This window comes from Paenibacillus phytorum, from assembly GCF_013141715.1.
Classification (GTDB): domain Bacteria; phylum Bacillota; class Bacilli; order Paenibacillales; family NBRC-103111; genus Paenibacillus_E; species Paenibacillus_E phytorum.
This window is the reverse complement of sequence record NZ_WHOA01000182.1, coordinates 20,280-43,664: the sequence shown is the minus strand read 5'-3', so window position 1 is coordinate 43,664 and position 23,385 is coordinate 20,280. Positions and strand designations below refer to the sequence as shown.

Genomic DNA, 23,385 nt, shown 5'->3' with positions numbered 1-23,385 from the left:
TTATGAACCGTTGATACTCTCAAATCTAAACCACAGGGAGTAGCTGTACATATAACAGGCTGCGCTCCCTGACGCCGTATTTGTTACATATGGGCTAATAGCGGGAACATCCGACCTGCCAACGGCTGGTTTTCCTGCAGGTTCAAATCCATCGTTATCGCATGCTTTTTCCCGTTAAAGGTCGTTCCGTCAGGCATGTAAATAATCGCTAGCGCCCGCCTCGGTTTATCGGTTACATTAGAGTGCGCATAGTGAAAGGTAAGCCCATTATGGAACGTACAGCTTCCTGCTTTCAGCGGCACCTTCACCGGCTTCGCATTCTCATAATCGGTCCCCTTAACGAACTCGAATAAATCCTGCGGATTCGCCAAGTCTATATGGTTCAGCTTGCCGGCGTTTTGCGATTTCGGTACGAACATCATGCAGCCGTTCTTCTCATCTACGTCATCGAGCGCGATCCAAATCGACATAGCGCCCTGCTCATTCATCGGCCAGTAGGGGAAATCCTGGTGCCACGGGGTCGGCTTGGAATCGCCTGGCATTTTCCACAGCGCATGATCGTGAAAAAGACGAATACCGCTAGCACCAGTAAGCTCAAGTGCCATTTGTGCAAAACGCGGGTTGAACGAATACTTGTGCATGCCGCCATGATCCCGCCATACGTTAACACGCTGGTTAAGCACGCGGTAGTAGCTGCCGCCTTTTTTATCCGTTTGCAATGACATCGACGCGGATTCCTCGACCATCACTTCTTCCATATATTGACGAAGCTCGATTAATTCTTGCTCAGTCAGTACATTATCCACTTGTACGAATCCGTTCTCCTGATAAAATGTACGGTGCTCCGAGGTTAATAGCGATTGAATGGCATTGGTCATGACAGCCAGCTCCTTTTGTACTTTCTGTACTTTGGTATCACTATATCACGCGTAAAAGGGAGCAGACTTGGTGAATCCGTCAGAGTTTCAAGGTGATTTACCAGCTTTTCTTCTTCCTGGAAATACTCTATGATAAAAGGAATTGAAGCACTTATCATCCTTCCCGGAGGTCTTGCCCGATGACCCGATTTCAGAATGAAAGCTACTTGGAAGCCCACGATTTCCCCTTTCATCTCGAGCAGTACACGTCCAAAAGAAAAGAATCGGTTTTGCCGCATTCGCATGAATTTATCGAGTTTGTGTATGTGGTGGAAGGATCGGGGCGCCATATCTATTCCGGAACGGAATACAGAATCCAAGAAGGCGATGTCTTCGTCATCGAGCCAGATGTAGAGCATGCCTATATAATTGACGAGCACCTCATCGTTTACAACATCCTGTTTGCTCCTTCGATCCTGAGTCACGAACTGCAATCGTTATCCAACGTAACGTCGTTCGTCGACTTTTTCTACGTGGAGCCTTTTCTGCGGCAGTCGGTCCACTTCCAATCCCATCTCAGACTGAATCCGCACCAAAGGATCGAGATGAAGCAGCTGCTTGACCGCATCCTCAGCGAATACACGGAGAAGAAGCTCGGTTATCGCCTGCTCGTGAAGACCCGGCTAATCGAAATGTTCGTATTCCTCAGTCGCTGCTACGATCAGATGCTGCACAAACCGATGACGGCGCTAGCCTCCGAGCATAAAGTAATCGAGCGCGTAGCCGAGTTTATCGAGCTGCATCACGCGAATCCGCTGTCGCTTGCCCAAGTCAGCCAGATGTGCGCCATGAGCCAGTCCGCCTTCACATCCAGGTTTAAGATGTACATGGGCAAAACCTTCATCGAATTCCGCAACGAAATTCGCATACGCATGGCCAAAGAGCTGATGCTTTCTACAAACAGCAACATTTTGCAGATTGCCCAGGAGGTCGGTTTCGACGACTTGAGCTTTTTCAATAAACTTTTCAAACAGATGACCGGGCTCTCGCCCGGGAAATTCCGCAAAAGCCAGAAGGAGATTTAACATTAGCAACGCTTACGCCATCAGCCCCCCGTGGCACTGATGGCTCGAGCGCGAACGAGCTCCCCTCCCTGTTAGCCATCCATGCCACAGGCTGCCACAGGCCACACCTAACCGGAGCTATCCAATCACATGAATCTGAATGTCCCAATCCTCCGACCGCTCCGGTGCAGCCTCGACTTGGATGTCTCGCGGAACAGATACGCGCATCACTCGTTTATCCTCTTTCTTCGACCACGATACATCGATACGTCCGTAAGCAGTCGGAACGATCCCATCCGCCCAAAGCAGCTCCGTAACAGGGGGGGCGATTCGAATTTTGCGGTAGCCCTCCTCCAACTTTTCAACGCCCAACAGCTGATTGCCAAGAACAAAAGCCGGCGCAGCAGACCATGCGTGCGCATGGCTCCTCGGGAATACATGAAACGTTTCCCAAGTGGTGGTAGCGCCGTATCGGATCATCTTGCCCCAGTCCGTCCTGATCTGCGCCAGCGTGCGATCGAGTTCGCCGAAGCGCTGCCACACCTCGAACAGATAGAATGAGAAAAAAGGCGAGCCAATCTTAATCCAATCCTCCGGCGGGTTTAGCAGCTTGGGATTGATAACGGCTGCCTGTCGCTCTCCAAGGCAGTCGGCCAGATACAGCAGCACATGCGTCTGGAGACTTCGCGTTGTCGAAGGCTTGCCGTTACGGTGGATACCGTCTAGGTAATCTTGAGCATCTTCATCCCACAAATGCTCCTGAATCGCCAGCTTCAACTGCTCCGCGTGATTGAGCAGAGTTTCCGCCTCGCTATGCAATCCGAGCGATTCCGCCATCTTCGCTGCGATCCGGTGGCACTGGGCCAGCTGCGCCTGCTGCGCTGTGACTACGCCGACATTGGGAATATCGATTGGCGCCCAATCGAGCATATTCCAAGAGCTGGTATCAAACAGGCCGTCTTTGTTGAGAAAGCCCCTATACGCATCGAGCGTTTCCCGGATTTCCGGATAGATCGCCTCGACGAACGTGCTATCGCCGCTGTAATCGACATATTCCTTGCAGGCGATAATCCAGCTGAAAGTCCACATCGGAATAGCCGCCTGCCAATCGGTTGGCAGTAAAGCAAGCAGCAGCGGACTTTGACTCCTCGACCGCGGTACCATTTCCAAGCAATGCCTGACGAGCTCATAGGAACCGAACAACTGATAGTTGACAAGCGCGCTCACCCGGCAGTCCCCTACCCAGAATACCTGCTCATAGGTGGGACAATCGACGAACGTATCCTCCATGCACATCTGCGACGTATGTCTGGAAATTTCCCAAATGTCATTCAGCAAGGGATCCGAACAGCGGAATAACGCCTTATCCGTAGCCGGGTAGCTGGACTGGTGCAGCTGGAGCCGGTGAATCCGAATCTGTGCATCAGCCTTACGCACCGTGACGATCAAATAACGGAAGCCCATCCGGGCGAAGCTCTTGAACACCTGCCTACCATCGCGGCATATGTACCGGAATGAATTATTGCAGCCGGATGTATATGCATTGACGCCGTTGACGCGGTTTTCGAAGCCGTATACATCGATCACCGTCCCTTGTTGGGCATCTACTTCTAGCTCGATTGTCCCTACGTAAATTTTCCCGAAATCCAAAACGATTTCTATATCCCCGTCTTCCACGGGAACGGGCAGCTCAGTCGGCAGCAGATGATCATGGAGCATCCGCTCCAGCCGGTTCGTAACGGGATAGTACTTGACTACTCGTTTACGCATCATCAACGAGTAGATCATTTTATTAACAAGCACATGCCTTGGATGTACGTCCTTGCACATGTCTTTGTACGCCTCTAATGCAGTCAATGTGGAGCAAGCCCCGATTTCCAGCAGCAGCGGATGCTCGTGATTCAAACCCGTGCTTTTCTCAACGCCCCCGTATACAGGCTGGAAGCCGTCGGCATACGACTCGATCGTCTCGAACGGGCCAATGGTAACGAATGAGGCATCTTGATTGCCCTCAAATGGATGAGCGAACCGCAGTTCCGTATCGAAATCGATTTCCATATGGGAGAACAAATCATTATGAACGCCGCAAATTTCCATCAAGAACAGATGCTCGCCGGCAGCCACCTGAATCTCATCATTATGAACATACCAGCGGTCATCGATCCTGAACCGTCCCTGAACGCCGTTCCACTTGGAATGTGCGAACGTTAAGCGGCCGCAGGCTTCAGCCCCAGCCACCAGCTTAACCGCCAAAAATCCGCTGAATATTTTCGCATTCGCATCGCGCGACTCGGGATACAGGTTCTCACGCATATTGACGGATATCACTTGGAGGATAGGTACAATCTCGCTAAGCGCGATGATCTGCTTCGGCCTGACGATCTCCGTGGACAACGGCTCGATACCTCGGGGATACAGCTCCCCCCAAGGTACACCTCCATAGGGAGCGACAACTTCACTACGCGCCCAGTTCCTGTCGTCGTAAGAAGGAAGCACCCATTGTTCACTCATCGCATTGGCATCGTATATTTCCATCCAACCAATATTCACATTACGCTTGACGACATCGGCATCGTATCCCTCATGTCTAAGGTAGAGCCATGTTTCATCCGTGCCTATCGCTTGAATACCGGCGGAGCCGTGCAGCGATAATTGAGCAATGAGGCCCGCTTCATTCTCAACATATTGATAATTGGAATGACCGTAGTGCCAGACCTTCACGGCAATCGCATTAGCGCCAGGCCGTAATAGGTGAGTAATATCAAACTCATCGTAATACCAGTGGTCTGCGGTCGAACGAATAGGACCTTCTCCAAGCTCCGTCCCATTTACCCACAGCCTGTACTTGGTATCCGCAGTGATGGACAGCATCGCTCGATTGGATAACGCAGCCGCCCATTCGAACGTTTTCCGAAAGCAGATGTGCTCATTAATCGGTCTCCGGTCTCCCGTCTTCCATATCCAATTAGCCTTTTCGAACATGAGGCTCTCCCCGCTTTCTGTAGCGTTATTCGTGTTCTTCGAATATTCGGGCTTCGATCAGTTCCGCCAGCTGGGCATGCAGCGCGCGGTCAGGGTGATTGATTCCGTTGGCCAGTGTGACGGGACGGGCCCGGACATCGTCAGCCTTCTCCTTTAGACGCTGCCGGAATCTGGCAAAAGCGCTCATAACGGATCCACCAGCGTGTCCGGATTATGATAATTGCGCGGCCAATTGAACGATTTCAGCTGCTCAAGCAGCTCAGCCGGCAACGGCTTCCCGTCCGAAACCTTGAGATTGGCTTCCAATTCCTTGGCGTTGCGCATACCCGGAATGACGCAGCTCACAGCTTCATCCGATAGACAGAAGCGGAGCGCAACTTCGGCAAGCGTCATAGTAGCATCGTATTCACGGATCGTCTGTTTGATCGCTTCCACCTTCTCAAGCGTCCGCACGAAACGATCGCCCTTGAAATAGCTCCGTCTAACATCGCCTGGCGCGAAAGTCTCGTAGGTTTCCGGCGTCCAGCTGCCGATCAGCGAGCCTTCATCAAATGGTACCCTGGCAAGCACAGCCAATCCGCTCTTCTTACACACCGGAAACAGTTCTTCCGCTGGCCGCTGTTCAAAAACATTATAAACAACCTGTTGGGCTTGGATCAGCCCAGCCTCAGCAAGTGCAATACCGTCCTGCGGACGATAATCGCGAATCGACACGCCGAACTCGCGGATTTTACCTTCCTTCTGCAGCTCCGTCAACGCCTCATGCCATTCTCGATCCTCCAACCCCTTCGGAAACCAGCCATGCAGCTGATACAAATCAATCGCTTCCACACCTAGCCTAGTCAAGCTGTCCTCGCACTGCTTGCGAATGTGAGCTTCGGGATAACGGCCTGTCATATCCGGATCAATCTCATTCGGATGAGGCCATTGAACAGGCTGAACCTTGGAAGCTATATAAATATGATCACGATTCCATTCCTTGAGCGCCATGCCGATGACTTCCTCGGAGTGGCCTTTCCCGTACATTTGAGCCGTATCTACCAGATTGATACCCCGGTCCCACGCTTCAAGCAAGGTTTTAACCGACTCGCAGTCGTCCACTTGTCCGAAAGCCCCGCCACCGCCAATCTGCCAGCCTCCGAAACCGATCTCCGAAACGTCCCATTCCGTATTGCCGAATTTCCGATATTTCATAAGAAGCACCATCCTCCCTCGAATCACCTTTAAGTATAAGGAATTTACGAAGAGGCTTTCTTGGTCGATCTGCCAGAAAAAACACGCCAAATTCGAACTTCACAGCCTATAGCGGATGATGTAGAATGTAGGAACTTGACCTATTGGCAGCTGATGGAATAGCAACCAACATGATGGCGTTTCCTTATCTGGACATTTCCACGTATCCCGCGTCCGAGTGCAAGAAGGGACGAAAAAGCATATGAAGGAGGATTCGATTTCTATGCGAGGAGAGAATTATGCAAGTTTTACAGAGGACGGGGCGTGGTGTTTCTTCGCCGACCCGCGGGCAGTCCGTTATGTCGGGCAGCAGGACCGTACATATGTCGGCTGGTTAACGAGACATGGCCACGTCATGATCGGTACGTACGATCATCGTGACGGGACCCTCGACTCCGTAACGATTAAGCCAAGTCTGCAACAGGACGACCATGCGAATCCTTCGCTCTATTTTCCTGCCGATGGACGCGCAATAATCTATTATTCAGCTCATAACGGGAAGACGATGTATTACCGCAAGATGGAAACTGCCGAGGATATCACATCCTTCAGCGCCGAACAGGAACTTCCGGAGAATACGAGCGGCATGCACGGTTATACGTACCCCAATCCGATCTATGTCGGCCAGGAACGGAAGCTGTATTTGTTCTGGCGGGGCGGCAATTTCAAACCGAACTTTAGTACCTGTCCAGATGAAGAAGGCGCATGGTCGGAGCCCCAAACCTTAATAATGGGAGATGGAGCCCGCCCATACGTCAAGTATGCGGGCAACGGGGAGGATACGATCTACTTTGCTTTTACCGACGGACACCCCAATATAGAGCCGCATAACTGTATATATTTCGCCTGCATCCAAGACGGTATCGTCTATCGTGCGGACAGATCAGCCATTAAGCCGGCCTCCGGCCTTCCCATGCTTCCCCGCGATGCCGATGTCGTGTTCGACGGGATCCTGCACGATGCGAAGGCCTGGATCTGGGATATTGCGGTGGACGCCAGCGGTCGTCCTGCCATCGTGTACGCCGTCTTCCACTCCGATACGGACCACCGCTATTGGTACAGCTATTGGAACGGCGATTCCTGGGAGAATCATGAAATGACAGCCGGCGGCTCCTGGTTCCCGCAAACCGTGCAAGACGCCGTGGAACGGGAGCCCTTCTACTCAGGCGGTCTTATACTGGATCATGCCGATCCAGCCAACGTCTACCTATCCCGTTCGGTGAACGGCATATTCGAGATTGAGCATTGGCATACGGCCGATCATGGGAAAACGTGGGAGTCCACTGCCGTAACCACCGGTTCTTCCCGCAACAACGTGAGGCCCGTCCTAGCTCGGAGCAGCGGGCAAGAAGACGCGCTCCTTCTCTGGATGCACGGGGATTATGTGCATTTCACCGGTTATGAGACGGCGTTGAAGATGAAGACGGTTATGGGGAAACAATAATGAAATAACAGCGTTTCATCCCCTTTTTCAGGCTGAATAGTAAAAAAAACGAAAATCTCTCTGAAATTGATCAGTGAGATTTCGTTTTCATGTACAATATTAGTAGAATCAATTATGTGAAGAGGTGCCCTATGACCACGTTTCCATCAGAAATCGTACGCCAATTTTTCGAAAAAGTTCGCTCCGGTATTGCGCCGGATACAGCTAATCTCTACATGGCCGAGCAGGTGCTTGCTCATCAAATGACCGCAGAAAACGAAACCACCGTTCGCCGAACACCTGCCAATTATGCTGATCACGTTAGGGAAATGATCGCAGCCTACGGTGATTTTCACCTGGAAGTACAAGAGCTTATTGCACAGGATGATCGTGTTTACGTTCGCTGGAAACAGACCGGCACTCACATTGGAGAAGTCGACGGCTTTCCGCCAACTGGTCAAACCATCATTGAGATCGCCAGCGCTGTGTATCGCATCGAAAACGAACGTATCGTCGAATACTGGATTCAAATCGATCGTGAAGGCATTCGCCTTCAGCTCCAAAGAAACGCTTAAGTCATACCTGTTTTCCCATAGCTTATTGGTTATGTGGTACGCGAACTGTGCTTATCGATGTTGATTTATTACCTGCATGGTCGATTATCGTATACGTAATCGTGTATATTCGCCCCGTTTCATTACCTAATCTTTCCGCCCGTAACTGAAATGAAGTAGCGGGCGTGCCTATAATAGCCTCAATGTCACCCTGACCACTATCCGGTTCATTACTTGTAATGGAGGTTAACACCAGAGAAGCAACACCTGATGCAGCATCACTCGCGTACACCGCAGCATGAACCGTCACCATCTCATGATTCGGCGGCCATATTGACGTTTTATCTAACTGAACAGTTAGTAATGGTGCTGTTTGGTCAATCTTAAACTCAATTGTTTTGACCTGTTCTACATTGCCTGCTTTATCCGTGCTTCGATATCCGATCTTATACGTCCCTTCTACAAAGGCAGGAATGGAACCGGTATAAGTTATCCATGCCCCGTTATTTACTTGATATTCTGTTTTGGCTACACCAGATAAATGGTCATACACGGCTATGCTTACCGTCACTTCTGATGTATACCATCCGTTGCTGCCGATTGGAGTCACCGTACTTACGGAGGCAGTGCTTATAGGAGCTTCCGTATCCCCCTTAAAATAAGCCCAATCCGTCTGGATTCCCACTAGCAGTGCAGGTGCACTGGAGTTTTCAATTAAACTTCCAGCTTGGGTGCCAATGGAAATTTGAGTTCCCTTAATTAGGTTTCCTGTAAAACCATTCAATTGACTTTTTTTCATAATCCCTTCCGTCAATACTCTTCCCGACTTGCCTGGTATAATCCGCTCTAGCGTGATGCCTACAAAGCTTCCAGGTGAATCAGCAGCGCTCATAAGTCGCAGCGTGTTATTGTCGGTATCAAAACGTACAGCGGCAAATCGGGGAATGCCAACCTGGGTATTATTTTGTAAAGTTAATTGCTTATCTGGTACCTGTGGATAGTATTCAGTGCCTGTGACGTTATACTCCGCCGCTCTCCCTGAAGCGCCCAAAACACCATTCATTTTTGCCAATATATACGTATTGGGCTGATTGGTATAATTTTCATTAAAAATGATCGTTTTGGATGTTCCATCTTCAAAGATCACTTGAAGTGTCTTATGAATGATGGTACAGTCCCCCAGCCTTCTTCCGAGCGTATTATTGACCTCAATGTTGGCATTCAGACCCACTTTGATGCCGGATACATCCCAATAGCCGTATAGATAACCGCTCAGGCCACCGCCTCCGTCTCGGGTTTCATACTGACCTAGAATAGCTGGTACTGCATCACCGCTGACCTTTACACTCGAAATACTGCTTGTGGATTTACTGAACAAGGCTAGCGCTCTTCCCCTATGCTCATCTGAATATCCAATAGGTGTACTGTTATTAAAGGTAACCTTATAATCCGCATGGTTGGCATATTGGTTCTCTGGTTTTTGCGTAATCCAAGGTGAATCGTCCTGAACCATGTAAGTCCCAATAATCTCCGTGTTGTTGAAAATAACCTCATCTTTGGTCCCACTGCCTAGCGATTGTATGATAATAGGCTTCAAAGTCTCCGTAGAAACAATTTTGCTGTCGTTGATGATACTGATCTGGGGTTTGGTGAAATCCTCCCGATTATGCACATACCAGCCATCAGCTTTTGAAACAAACGTGCTGCCATACACAATCTCCGTTACGCCGCTGGCGGATCCATAACCCCAAGCATGGGAACCAACCCCGCTGATCCCTCCCCATACCTTGGCTGGGTCTAAGTCTGCTGGTGGAGTAACCCCCGGATGTGCGGCCATCCAGTTTTGGCGATACACGACAGCTTCCAGATTGCCGTAATGCTCAATATGGGAATTTTTCACGATATGGATAGCATCCTTATTATTGCCATTGTCTTCGCTGTGAATCGGATATCTCATGTTTTTGGCGGTGACGGTGAGATTCTCCAGATTTGCTGTCCCCTTCAACCATACGGTCGATTGATTGGTAATTTCACTGTTCGTGGCCGAAGCGGCGTTCTCTCCTTTCAGGATAACTTGATCCCTATCAGTTCCTCGAAGCGTCGTATAGGGCTTTACCACCCAATTTTTCTCGGTGTACACTCCCGGATAGATCAGAATGACATACTGCTTGGCAGAGCTGCTTTCCTGAATGCTATCATTAGCCAATTTAGGAGAGATAAAATCGCCAGTTCCATCAGGCTTTACTGTCAAGGTGACCGTTTCGTAAACCCCTTCCCGAACTGTTACAGATGAAGTAGCCGTTTTACCCCCATCCACCGATGTAACCGTGATATGAGCGCTTCCCTCCTTTTTCCCGAAAACAGCTCCATTCACGTCCACGATTGCCACTTCTGGATTGTCAGAACTCCAAGTAACTGCCCTTTCTACCGCATTAAGAGGCTCAATGATAGCCATCAACTTCGCTGTCGTTCCAGGATTAATCTCCATAGCCGTTTTATTCAGACTGATTCCCGAGACTCTAGCAGGGATTGGATCATTAGCATAAGTCACCGGCCGAATCTCCACATCGTCCAGATAGTAGCTATCTGCCGCTGCCGGAAAATCCGTATAGATATACATGGTTAAATTGGTAATAGTGCCGGTTTCATTCAGCTTAAAATACCCTTCTGCCTTTTTCCAAGTGGAGGTGTCCATCGCAGGTCCCGTTACCATCACCACCTGTTTGGTCTCGCCGTTCACTTTGTACTGAAGACATATTCGAAGCTTTTCCCCCGCTGTGGAGCCGGGAGCCAGCTTCCCCCAAGCCGAGTAGTAGTATTCATTACCATTCTCTATGCCGGGGAAAAGAATTTTTCCATAAGCATACTCCTTGGTGACTTTAACTGACTGATGACCGGAATGGTACTCTGTGGCACTTAGCTCTGCAGCGATTCTTTCACCGGAGTATGATAGAGTATCCATTTCCATCCCTGGATCTGTTAAAATATTGTCTCCAACTATTTTGAATGGACCGGAAATATACAAGGTCTCATCAAACGCTTCCCAAGCAAAGTTATAACCAAATAGTTCCTTTAAAGCATCAGGTGACACTAACAGGTCATAGCTCGACGTCACAGGAACATGCTGCAGGGCTACGGCCGTATTTCCTTTATAAGCTGTAAGCTGTCCTGGCACGACCCGAATAACACTGCCATTCTTGATGGCTAGGATGTCTCCTGTTTCATCTCGTTCGGTCGTAATGCCGTCCTTCGCCAGAACTTCAGCCAGTGGCAGCATGACAGTGCCGTCGATCATTTCCAGCGGAGTCACGGTTTTCATCGGTTGCCCGTTCAAATACAATTTCACTCCCGCAATGGGAACCTTCACAAGTCCTATCCGGTCAATGCTGAAATCACCCGTAGTTGTAAGGGGATCGAATCGGATAGCTTGGATATTTCCCGTCCACTTCTTGTTGCTCCACATGGGAACATAATAGTCCGTGTAACCGCTATCATTTGGCCTTACAAATAAACCGATTCCTTTGGCTTCATTCCAAGTTCGATCCGTTTCCGTAATGAAATAAATCTGTCCGGCTGTATCGCTGGAACTATTTTTCATGCGGATATGGATATAGGGGTTTTCTTCTGCTGATATCCCTAAAGTAGTCGGTGAATGAAGGCCTGGATCACTTCCTGTTGATGTACCTGAATAGTGTCCTCCTGCTATACTTACAGGATAGACTTGCTTCGCTACAGTCCAGCCCTCGCTGTCCCCATCCGTGTTGAAATCCCATAACTTGCTGTATGTAATAGGACTAATATCTGTTATTGGAGGGACTTCCACTGTTTTTGGAGGAACAATCCGCCCTTCGGGATATAAGCCTCGGATTCTCTCTTTTTGCGCCTCTGTAGGAACAGTGTCCGAATGTTCTCCGCTTTCCGTAAACACATTACGAATCGCGTTCAGATACTTGAAACCGTTTAATCCGGCAGGCATGATAAAATGGCCTTCTCCATATTCATTCCAGTTGTCCAGAAGAACCATTTTCCGGCCCACGCTGTTTGCTGGCAAGGATGGCACAAAAGTGTCCTTCACCCATTGACCCGTTGACTGGAACTCCTCAGGCGTCGCATAATATCCGGCGGGGCCATCCCAGGCACGATCGTCCCTTCCCATGCTAACAACAGGAACCACATCCATGGAACCAGCATCTCTTTGCTGCTCCAGCTTTGTCTTTTGCAATTCTTCTTTCCCTGCAAAAGCTCCCCATGAGTAGGCAAACATGGCATCTAGTCCGGCGTCAGACTTCATTTCTTGTATCAAGGAGGCGTCAGCACTTGAATTGGATATCAGAATAATAACATCATCGAAGCCGGCATCCCTGGCTGCCTGTCTTAAGTATTCCACTTCAGCCTTCACACCTGCCGGAGTGCCTCCGAAATTCCGTTTCAAGCCGGAATAACTAAAAATCCCAATGACAGGCTTATTGTCAATGACCACATATCGTGGATCTTTAAAATAGTATTCCATCCAATACGGCACAACATTGTTTCTGAAATCCTGGCTTCCGCTAACTTTGGAGGATGAGGCCTCCCACATGATCATAAAATCGGCCTTGTCGCTGTACTTGGCATTGAAATAACCATCATGAAGCGCTGCTCCCAGTCGAGGCTCCTTTATCGGCTTTCCTTCTGTGCCTGTCGGTCTGTACCAACAATACATCTGGAAATCAATCCCATGCTCAGCCATCCATTTGATTTCCCAGTCAGCTACCTCTGGGTTACCTTCGTCATAATAACCAAGATAAGGCTTTCTTTCTGGATATGGATTGATCCGGTCCCATCCCAGGTGCTGCCCTTCTCTCCACAAGGAGCAAGCCTGAGCTCCTACCAATTCATCATCCGAGTTTGCAGGGACAGGTGCGGGCACATAATCCAGAGGCTCTGCCGCCTCGTGATACAAGAGGATATCATCCAGTGACATGCTTCCCCTATTTGAGCCTCCGATTGAAAAGTTAACACGGTTAACACCGCTGGGCGGGATGTCTATTTGTTCCACTTTCAACTTGCCGTTCAGGTAAAGATCTGCTTTACCGGTCACTGTATTCAGTTTGAGTTTTACATGATACCAGAGGTTTGGTATGTAGTCGTAGAAGGCCACATTTTGACCACTCGAGTTCTTATAAGCAAATTTCCCATCTGCTGTAAGCCATTGGAAGACTGTCGAATTTTCATTTTTTAGCGCAGCTGAAAAACCATCCATTTTAACGGGAATAAATACTTTGTATTCAAAAATCAAGCTTCCTTCCTGAGAAGGTACAGATTTCTCCATACTCATCTCGCCAGTTGCATTCGTCGCGTTCATCTTCAGACTAAACACATCCGGCGGCTTGGAATTATCCATCTTCTCCACAGCAATCACACCACCACTAGTCTGTGACTGCCAATCCTCAGGAAGGGGGCCTTGAACCGTGGATATAAATTTCTCATTAATGGCATACCCTTTGTGAATCTTTACCGGAGCAAAAAATAGGTCTCCCGTTGTTACATCACCCGTGATCACATGAAAGTTATCTACAAATGCCACATCGTTAGTAAAACTCTTCTCCGATGCTTTTACGATACCGTTTACATAAACCTGAACTTTTTTGGCATCCAGGTCGGCGATCACTTTAACTCCATATTCCGCATTAGCGTTGATCGTCTGGAGATTGTAACTAGCATCACTAGACTCCAGAACTAAATTACCATTCTTAACCTCAAGGCTGACCCCTTCAGTTACTCCGCTTCGAAGCTGCCACTTTACACCATTTACGACAGATGGCATCTTAAAGCGGTATTCCAGGGTAAGGATTCCGGCATTCTGAGATCGTATTTGTTTATTCATGGATACGGGAAGTACATCACTGGTATCACTGATTTTAAACCAATTGTTAAAACTGTAGGAGATCGATCCTCCAGCTCTTTTCACATCCCATCCGCTGGGCACGATGTCATTAGGTTCGTAGGAAGTGGCAAGATTAGAAAAATCTTCATCCAACAGGTACTCCGCTTTGTCCGGAGCAGCTGTCGTTTCTGCATAAACAGTGGAAGTTTCCCATGGATTTACGATGAAAGTGGACAACATGCATACCATCATAAGGATCGCAAACAGCCTGCGCCTTGTCTTCATATCACTTACCCCCTTCATGACTTAAGTTGTTTCGTGCGCCTCTTGGCAGAGCATTAACAAAGTAATTCCTTGACCCCATGGCATAATCGACTGCCGGGGAATAGCGTTATACTCCTGTATACTTCTTTGAATGCCCGTTCCTGCCGAAACACTCAGTACCGTCCCCTCTTCCGTAATATGCCGAAGTACAGCCTTATACCCTTTTTCCGCGCAGAGTAAGTATTTTTTATCCAAATAGCCCATACGAACGCTTTTAGATATGCCATATACAAAGCCCGCCGTAGCAGAAGTTTCCTCATAAGAGGAGGCATCATCTAGAATGGTAGACCACATGCCATTGTCCTTTTGAACAGCTGCCAGTGCCTCGACCTGCAATTGGATTCTATCAAAAAACCAACTCTTTTCCTTTTCATAACCCGTCAAGGTTGCGAATATTTCGGGTATGCTGATCGTTACCCAGCTGTTTCCTCTAGCCCAGAGACAGCCGCTGAGATGATGATTACTCGCCAGACTGTAGCCATGGTAGAGCAACCCATTTCCCCTGGTTTGAAGGGCTTCGATATGAAGCCTCGCCTGCAGCAGTCCTTCTTCGATATAAGCTGCTTTATTCAATATCTGACCCAACTCCGTTAAGAACACACCGGCCATAAATACGGTATCGACCCACATTTCACCGGCAAACTTATCGTTAATGACCGTATGCTCAAGAGCCCCATTAGATAAACGTGGAGCTTCCTTCATGAGCCAACTGGCAAATTTTTCGGCAAAATCAAGGTAATGAGGTTCTCCCGTTTCTCGATAGAGCAGCAAAACCGAGAGCAGCGGTGCGGTCGTATTGATGTTATACGAAATATTCTGGCTGTTCGCCATGTTAGAGTCGATAAACGTTTTGATGAAGTTATAGATCTCTTGGCTTCCGGTTGTCTCATACACTTTGCGCAATCCGTACAAAGCGACGCCTGCTCCCCAGTCCCAATCGCCTTTCTTGTCTACATTAAAATCCATCTGCATGGTTGTCCGTGCTACATTTTCCAGAATACCTTTCAAACTTCACACCTCCGGTTACTCTTGCTTGACTGTAATTTGGTTAAAATCGTAGGTTGCTTTTTTTTCGTTCGATCTTACTTCGATAATGCCACTATTAAAAGTTGAAAACATATAGGGACCGTTATACGTTGGATAAGGAAAGGCTATAGATTTTCCATGTAAGGTTCGCTTAGATTTGTCCATCGATAGTTCCCCCACCAAGGAGGAATGGTACGATAACTGCATATTTATAGGATCGAAAACAATACGGTTCTGTAAAATCGTCCTGCGAAACGTTGCAAAATCCGGGAAGCTCATGTCATCTCCCACTTCGCAAATGACCGCATTGCACCTTCCGTGACTTTTGACTTCTTTTCTGGCGTACTCACCTTCTTCCGTCCAGTCATACCCATTGTGGATAAATAAGGAGATATAAACCCCGGACTTTCGTAGAAAAAGGTAATTCCCCTCTTCCTTCACCTCATCAAAGGTATCCCTCGGAACATGGAGGTGAATCCAGTGCAGCGCTTGCCCCTGGGGGATCTGATACATGGCCATCACCACATTTTTCTCACCAAAAAAGTGCCCGCAACCACAACCCAAATCTCCCGTCCAGTAGCCATGCTCGCTTCCCTCCGTGCCATGATGCCCGGGATGATGACTGAATATTTTCAAAGTGGTGTCCTCCGCAAGACTCAGATCCCACTGGTGCTGCTGATGATGGGCATACCAGCCTGCTTCACTGCCTAGACGGTAAGAATCCTGAAAATTCACGGCACCTATGATATATCGAGGTGTGTAATACGTATATTTATTGATGCTTCCATCCTCCTGCGGCAGCCTTTTGTGAGGCGTTTCGCAAGTTATGCAGTGTAAATGCTTGCTTTCCTGATGTACATAGGGCTGCGTTCGCCCTAGTGCAATTTCATAAATCTGCTGATGGGGCCGATAGCCCGAACAAATGGCAGCAATGAGGCAGGGAGCCTGAATCTCCTCCCGAAAGCGATGCCCGAAATACAGATAGTATAAAGGAAATGTACCACTTCGGGCGTGATCCAAGGCAACAGGCGCATAGATGCGGCCATGGGCCCCTCCGTATAAACCGTCGAGGCTGTCGCATACCATGTCCAGCATCAGCAAATCCAGCATCATCCCTGCAAGCTTAACCAGTTCCGAATCGCAGGCAAAATCATAGAGACACAGCAGACACTCCATGACCTCCGGCAAATAGCTGGAAGAATCAAACTCTGCCCATCCCCGCTTAGCGCGAAAAACAAGGTATTCCCGGAGAAGGTTTCCTTCCTCCTCCAGAAATTCCCCTCCTTTCTTTCCATACGCCTCGAAGCACTCTTGGGGATACTTCTGTGCAGCCAGATACCGGGAGGTATGAAAAAGCAGCATATGATTCTCTGACTTGTATTTGCTTTCAAAATCATGATTCAAATAAAAATTTCGGATGGCGTTGGTCGTCTGCTCCCGCAAAAGTCCAGTAGACTCAAGCTGATAAAGGGCGCGCATAAGCTTTATAGCGGCAAAATCCGATTCTCCTTGCGGATCGCGGCCATAAGGATGGGGATGCTCAAACCACTCAGCAGATCTCACCAAACTCTGATTACTTTCCTCCACATACATGGCTTTACTCAGGTTCGCAATGGCCATACCTCCATATAGATCCTTGGACAAATCCTTCTGAATTTGCTTATCGAGCAAATAGGAGCTTCTTTCTTCGAGGCTAACTATCGCATTGCTTGCCAGAAACTCCGCATCGTCGGACAATTGAATGTAATCCATTTCCATCTCACCTTAATATTTTTTAGCTAGGAACTGGTAAATGTCCTTAGTCAAGAAAGCATTCTTTTTATTCTGCTCATACCACTTCGCGTACCAATCGAAAGTCTGATTTTGTCCAATCTTCTGCTTCAAACTCTTAAGGTCATTCATCGCTTGATCAACTGAATAGCCATTTCCACTAACTACTGTCTTGGCAATAAGATCTTTGCTTTGTTGGGTCCAATCGTTGTTGATCTTTAACAAATCAGCCGGAAGCGTAGGCATATGCTCACCATGCGTTAACGTGTAAAGAGGCACAGCGGGATTTTCGTACAGATCACGTGTTTCTTTTCTGATTCCAGCCCATTCCTCAGCATTTGGAATATTCTTGTCAAGAACTGGAACGTTGCATATCTCTTTGGAATCAATCGTTGTCGCTGACATATACATATCGGTGTTATAGCCTATTTCAATTTTACGTAAATCCGGATTAGTCGCTCTCGGACATCCGAGCTCATCATTTTTCCAATGTACGTTTTCCGTGCCGAATTTGAGCAATTTCCATGTTGTTTCAGCTAGCATGAAATCAATTTCTTTCACTGCAGAGACCGGATCCTTCGACCCCGCATAAACGACTGTTGTCATCTGAAGCGGATTTAACATTCTGATCGTGTATTGTCCAAACTCCGTCTTAGGCATCAGCATGGGGGATATCGTTGCCTCTTTATTTGTGCTGCGAAGCGTCGTTAATAAATCAACGTTCGCGTTGTCAGCCACATAGATGCCGAGCTTACCAGACAAAAAGTCTTTCTTCGCCTTCTCGCCGTTCTTGTCCGTCAAATAATCACGATCAACAACACCTTCGTCAAACAATCGTTTCTTGAAGGAAACGGCCGCTTTCATTCTCGCTTCCTCTTCGATCAGCTTGTCATCTTTAATAAACATCGTATTGCCATGCATAGCATCAATGGCTTCATCCCCTAAATAAGCGAGTGAATAGCCGTATGTGTCCTTCTTCCCATTGCCGTCCGGGTCTTGTTCGGTGAACGCTTTCGCTACTTTAAGCAGATCATCCGGCGTTTGTGGTATTGATAGCGAGAGCTTTTTTAGCCAGTCGGTGCGGATGAATACAGCTATTTGTACGGTGCTAGGAATAACTCGCCCGATTTCGTACAATTTACCATCAGGCTTTGTACCTATCTTGCGCATAATGGGATACTTTTCCAGCATCTTGCTGTAGTTCGGCGCATATTGTTTGACCAGATCATCCAGCGGCAGCAGCTGCTTTTGGGTATAGAGTTGATCTCGATAGCCCGTTTCAAATTCGTTGATCACGTCGGGAGCTTCTCCGGAAGCAAACAACGTATTAAATTTCTGCTTCGATTCAAACCTCGGAACGGCGACAAATTCGACATCTGCTGGCCCGTTTTCGTTAATCCATTTCGTCCAGCGATTATTCGTAATCGATCCTTCTGCCGCCGGCGTATTGCCACGGTCGTAGAGGGACATTTTGATCTTGCCCCGTTTCTCTGGTGCTGGTGACGATGATCCCTCTTTTGCTGGTGAGACTGAGGTTCCACTGCCCTCTTCTTTTGATTTGCTGCAAGCCGCAAGTACCGTCCCTGCTGCCAACAAAGTCACCACTGCCATTAACGTACTTTTCTTCATTATGTCTACCATTTCTTTCATCCCCTTTATTAATTATAGAACGCTTTTGAATCCATTCATCCTATCACCATTTTGCGATTTAACCTTTGATTGCGCCAAGCATCACTCCCTTTACAAAATACTTTTGCAGAATTGGATATACGATCAGCATCGGTAGTGTCATGATTACAATGCCTCCCGCTTTCACAGCCTCAGGAGACATATTCTCCAGGTCTTCCGGCTGCAAGGCGATAGTCTGAATCAGCATGCTCTGACTTTGCACCATTTGCTGAACGAATACGGTCAAATTCATCTTCTCCGCATCATTGATGAATATGAGGACACTTAGAAAGGAGTTCCAGTAACCAACAGCTAAAAATAGACAAACCGTCGCGATAACAGGTAATGATAAAGGCAGAAATATTTGTACAAGAAGCCGCCACTCCCCACAGCCGTCAATGCGTGCAGACTCCTCGATCTCTGCAGGAATACCTTCGAAATAGGTACGCATGAGCAGCAAATTATAGGCGCCGACCAACCCTGGGAGCCATAGGGACCAGTAGGTATTGATTAGCCCAAGACTTTTCATCAGAAGAAAGAAAGGAATCAGCCCACCGCTGAACATCATCGTAAACACCATGGCTAGGGTAATAAATTTGCGCCCATAGCAGTATTTACGGGACAACGCATAAGCGGCAAGAGTCGTGCAGAGCAGGCTTAACCCTGTTCCTACTATTGTAATGGACAAGCTGTTCAGAAAAGAGGGAATGACTCTTGAACCGATAAATAGGGTTTTATAAGCTTCCAAATTGAAATGAATCGGCCAAAGCCAGACGAACCCGGAATCGATGGCCGCTGAGTCGCTGAACGAAACGGCAATAATATTGACTAGCGGAATGAGGCAGCTGACGGCAGCCAGCAGCAGAATGATATGAACTGTAGCATTAAACCATTTTCCGGCGTAATTTTCTCTCACGTTCTCACTTCCTTTCAACTTCAATTACCATAGGCTCTGGTTGAATTTACGGGCAATACGGTTTGCAGTTAACACAAGCGTGAAGCCAACTAATGATTCGAATAACCCCATTGCAGCGGGAACTCCGAATTCGCCTCCTTGAATCCCCGTCTTGAACGTGTACGTGCTGATAACTTCCGAAATATCGGCGACTACCCGATTCTGCATCACATAGATGTGGTCGAAACCAACCTCCATGACGCGACCTACACCAAGTATCAGCATCAAAATGATCGTCGGTCGAATGCCCGGAAGCGACACATGCCACATCTGACGCCATTTGCCAGCGCCGTCCATTGCGGTCGACTCATATAAGCTCGGATCGATCGTCGTAAGCGCCGCTAAATAAATGATCGCCGAGAAACCGGCTTCCTTCCAAATGCCTGAACTCAAAAACACCGCAACCCATGAGAACGGTTGATAAAGGAAGGCATACCGCTCACCGCCAAGCTTCTCCAGTATGTCGTTCACCATCCCGGAATCCTGAGAAAACAAGGTGATAAAGATGCCGCCGACAATAACCCAGGAAAGGAAATGGGGCAAATACAACAGTGTTTGTACGATTTTCTTGAACCACATTTTCCGAACCTCATTCAGCAGCAGAGCAACTAATATGGGAAATGGAAACCCAATAAAGCTTAATAAGCTCAGCATGAACGTATTGCGAATTATCTTCCATCCTTGTGGATTGTTAAACAAATAATCAAAATGCTTTAATCCAACCCAAGGACTCCCCCAAACTCCATCCCAAAAGTTATAATCCTTGAATGCAAGGACGATCCCGCCCATCGGCGCATACTTGAATAGGAGAAAACAAATAATGGCTGGAGTCAGCATGATATACAGCGGAATATTTTGCTTCAGATACTTGCTTTCCCGCTTCTTCGTATCTCTGGATCGAACCGATTTTTCCACTTCCAAAGCTGTGTGCTGCGAAGATACTTGCATGTGACTTTACCTCCTATGTCGCCCTGCCGAGCGTGTACCGCATGGTTGTGATCGTTTCTATTCCGCTCACAACTCAACACTACACGGAAGTCCCTTAGCTCAGCAATTCACACATTTAGACGCGATGCACAACTTCAATAATCGGCAGCAGATAGGGGTTTAAAAGGTATGCAGCCACGCTTGGTGGCATCCCATGCACAGTTTTTACACAAGACTCCGTTTCCACAATTCCTTTGGATAATGAGGATAAACGGCTTATCGGCCTTCAATAAACAAAAAACGACCCATTCAGGGACTTTGTTGATCTTTCCCTGAATCGATCGTTTTCGATACTTCCTGATTATGATTATTGGAATTCCTTGCGGTAATCACCAGGTGTCCGGCCCACGAGTTTCTTGAATACACGGATAAACGAAAAGGTATGTGTATACCCGACCTTCACTGCGATTTCCTGGATCGCAACGGGTGTTGTGACCAGCAAATATTTGGCCTGTTCGATTCGTAGACCAGCCAAATAATCAATGAATTTCTCACCGAATTCTTCTTTAAACAAGCGGCTTAAATAATTGGGAGTCAACTTAAATTTCTCACTCAGCATGACGAGCGAGAAATCCGGATTGTTATACTCGTTTTCGATATACACTTTCACTTGGTCGATCAGATCGTGCTGGCTTCGCTGTTCGCGAAGGGTATCCAACCTCCGGGAGGCATCCTCCAGAATATCATGCAGTTCTTTCTCCAATTCATCTACCGTGTCGAAGGCCACAATCCATTCGTTGATTGGATTCATGGCATATTCTCGCCAACACTCCAGATATTCTGCGGACAACCCCGACATTTCCTTATAGAAGTGAAATAATAAATAATTCATTAGATTAACAACTTGTTCCCGTGAAAAAAGCTGTATGCGAATTTCCGCAAACAGGGCGCTATAATGGCGTTCCCATTCCGCTTCGCCGATCCTATAGAAATGGACCAATTCACGAACATAAGGTAGAGATCGGAATATTTCTTCACCCGATTTGTTATTAATATCCTTGAATTCAATGAGGCTGCTGACTCCAAACGTAGTCTTATAGCTGAGTGCTTCTATAGCTTCTTCATAAGAACTAGATACCTTATGAATACCCGACACTTTCGTTCCAAGTCCACAGGTGACCGTAATCGATACATTTTTGTAGATCCAATCCACCGTTTTGCGCATGATCTCTCGGAACGGATCACCTACAGCAGTCTCATTCGGCAGTTGACAGACGACGCATAACCGATGTTTTTCGATCCACTCTGGACAGATTAGGATGCCCGCATTCTGATTCAGTTCTTGAACGACGTTATCAATGATGAATTTAATCAAATATTGATCCTTATTATTGTAAGTGGAGGTAAAATTCGAATACTTGTCAATCTCGAGAATGGCCACTATATATTGATCGTACGTCTCTTGAAATCCGAAACGCGATAACTCCTTTTCCCATCCCTCTTCTAGCTGAAGCTGCGTCCCAGACAGCAATTCTTCGAACAAATATCGCCGACGGTAGCTGAAATTCTCGTCGTTCTCTAGCCGATACTTGCCGAATTGTTCGAGCAGATGATCAAGCAGATTGTCAATAATTTTGAATTCATCGTGCTTGACTTGTCCTAGTATATGCGGTCTCTGCAGCGGGACAGATGAGAGCCGCTCCAGAAGTGACTGAATGGGCTTGTAGTTCTGCCGACTCGCGTATACGATCCAGAGTGCTCCTCCAAGTACCGTGATGATGCCAATCACTAGCCAAAATGCATTGAGGTTCGACAGAAAGCGAAAAAAGACGCCGTCAATAAATCCGCTGCGAATCGTCCAACCTGTGTACTCCGATTTCATAACGGTAAAATCTTCCCGTTCTTGGCTAGCTTTACCGTCGATCGTGTCTTCACCGATGATATAATCACCATTGGCATCAAGTAGGTGAAGATAACTGAATTTAGAACTGGACACATTGTTGACGAGCTTAGCGATCGTATGTAATTTAATATTCGCAACAAGAACACCATCCGTTCCCAGCGGCAATGGCATTCGCATGACCAGAGATACTACGGACGTTGTCGCTCCGGCATTGTCGATATACTGGCGACTTATACTCCAGCGATTAGCAGGGGGAGCGGTAATTAGCGTATTCAAATATTTGCTGTTGGAAAATTGATCGAGCCCCATCATCGACGTGTCACTTAGGACGATTTGGTCTCGGGTGCGATACAAATACACCGAGTCGATCTCACTGAAGCTGTCTCGCAGCAGAATCAATTTCTTATATACGTCGCGATCGTTAAGATAGCGGTTCTGAGATAACGGAGATATACTATAAAAATCGATGACAGATTGGTCATCGAGAAATGTCTGCACGATATATTGTTCGACCGTACGCAGCTTGGAATCGATATATTGCATGGTGTTTTCTGCGTAGATCTCGTTCGCCTTCAGCGCCTGCTGCTTGGACAACTCACTCATGGTGACGAAAAAAATCCATAGCAATACGATAATAACAAGAATGAAAACGGGCAGATAGGCAAATACAAGGCGATTTCTCCAATTCTTCCTCATGTTAACATCCCCTTTATTCGTCCAAAGTACAACGTTACGGTTAGACAAGTCAATACTCAATTAGGAGAATCATGCACATTTAGAAGAATGCAGGCTGTGAATGAACAAAGAAAACCCCTTCCAACCAATCAGGCAGG

14 protein-coding genes are annotated in these 23,385 nt (G+C 47.6%); 3 read left to right on the top strand and 11 right to left on the bottom strand.

Translation table 11 applies throughout. The features are described 5' to 3' along the window. Positions 1-83 precede the first annotated feature (83 nt). On the bottom strand, positions 84-878 hold the full coding sequence (locus GC098_RS26105; RefSeq protein ID WP_171646129.1) for a phytanoyl-CoA dioxygenase family protein: 795 nt from the start codon (positions 876-878) through the stop codon (positions 84-86). A gap of 179 nt (positions 879-1,057) precedes the next feature. On the opposite strand from GC098_RS26105, the gene GC098_RS26100 reads away from it, so the two are divergent. Beyond that, entirely contained in the window at positions 1,058-1,942 is an 885-nt protein-coding gene (locus GC098_RS26100) for an AraC family transcriptional regulator (RefSeq protein ID WP_171646128.1), read from the top strand. A gap of 117 nt (positions 1,943-2,059) precedes the next feature. On the opposite strand, the gene GC098_RS26095 is transcribed toward GC098_RS26100, so the two are convergent. Genes GC098_RS26095 through GC098_RS26085 form a run of 3 tightly spaced genes read right to left on the bottom strand, consistent with a single transcriptional unit; the run spans position 2,060 to position 6,097 of the window. Then, on the bottom strand, positions 2,060-4,903 hold the full coding sequence (locus GC098_RS26095) for a family 78 glycoside hydrolase catalytic domain (RefSeq protein ID WP_171646127.1): 2,844 nt from the start codon (positions 4,901-4,903) through the stop codon (positions 2,060-2,062). 25 nt (positions 4,904-4,928) lie between these two features. Then, positions 4,929-5,090, bottom strand: coding sequence for a hypothetical protein (locus tag GC098_RS26090; protein WP_171646126.1), 162 nt, complete (start codon positions 5,088-5,090; stop codon positions 4,929-4,931). Next, positions 5,087-6,097, bottom strand: a complete 1,011-nt coding sequence (locus GC098_RS26085; RefSeq protein ID WP_171646125.1) for an aldo/keto reductase — start codon at positions 6,095-6,097, stop codon at positions 5,087-5,089. The genes GC098_RS26090 and GC098_RS26085 overlap by 4 nt, the downstream gene beginning before the upstream one ends. Positions 6,098-6,359: 262 nt before the next feature. Between GC098_RS26085 and GC098_RS26080 the strand changes: the two genes are divergently transcribed. Both GC098_RS26080 and GC098_RS26075 read left to right on the top strand, forming a co-directional pair. Continuing rightward, on the top strand, positions 6,360-7,580 hold the full coding sequence (locus tag GC098_RS26080; RefSeq protein ID WP_171646124.1) for a BNR-4 repeat-containing protein: 1,221 nt from the start codon (positions 6,360-6,362) through the stop codon (positions 7,578-7,580). 131 nt (positions 7,581-7,711) lie between these two features. Next, complete coding sequence (locus GC098_RS26075) at positions 7,712-8,134, top strand: ester cyclase (protein WP_171646123.1); 423 nt, start codon at positions 7,712-7,714, stop codon at positions 8,132-8,134. 22 nt (positions 8,135-8,156) lie between these two features. Here the strand turns inward: GC098_RS26075 and GC098_RS26070 are convergent, their stop codons facing one another. From GC098_RS26070 to GC098_RS26040, 7 genes are all read right to left on the bottom strand, one after another. Next, complete coding sequence (locus GC098_RS26070) at positions 8,157-14,264, bottom strand: OmpL47-type beta-barrel domain-containing protein (protein WP_171646122.1); 6,108 nt, start codon at positions 14,262-14,264, stop codon at positions 8,157-8,159. Between the two features lie 21 nt (positions 14,265-14,285). Next, on the bottom strand, positions 14,286-15,311 hold the full coding sequence (locus tag GC098_RS26065; RefSeq protein ID WP_171646121.1) for a glycoside hydrolase family 88/105 protein: 1,026 nt from the start codon (positions 15,309-15,311) through the stop codon (positions 14,286-14,288). Between the two features lie 15 nt (positions 15,312-15,326). Continuing rightward, on the bottom strand, positions 15,327-17,081 hold the full coding sequence (locus tag GC098_RS26060) for a hypothetical protein (protein ID WP_171646120.1): 1,755 nt from the start codon (positions 17,079-17,081) through the stop codon (positions 15,327-15,329). A 12-nt stretch (positions 17,082-17,093) separates the two neighbouring features. Then, positions 17,094-18,749, bottom strand: a complete 1,656-nt coding sequence (locus tag GC098_RS26055; RefSeq protein WP_171646119.1) for an extracellular solute-binding protein — start codon at positions 18,747-18,749, stop codon at positions 17,094-17,096. Between the two features lie 58 nt (positions 18,750-18,807). Then, positions 18,808-19,683, bottom strand: a complete 876-nt coding sequence (locus GC098_RS26050; protein ID WP_171646118.1) for a carbohydrate ABC transporter permease — start codon at positions 19,681-19,683, stop codon at positions 18,808-18,810. A 24-nt stretch (positions 19,684-19,707) separates the two neighbouring features. Further along, positions 19,708-20,670, bottom strand: coding sequence for an ABC transporter permease (locus GC098_RS26045; RefSeq protein ID WP_171646117.1), 963 nt, complete (start codon positions 20,668-20,670; stop codon positions 19,708-19,710). 346 nt (positions 20,671-21,016) lie between these two features. Beyond that, the gene (locus GC098_RS26040) at positions 21,017-23,248 is read right to left on the bottom strand and encodes an AraC family transcriptional regulator (RefSeq protein WP_171646116.1); all 2,232 of its coding nucleotides are present in this window, start codon (positions 23,246-23,248) and stop codon (positions 21,017-21,019) included. Positions 23,249-23,385: the final 137 nt, after the last annotated feature.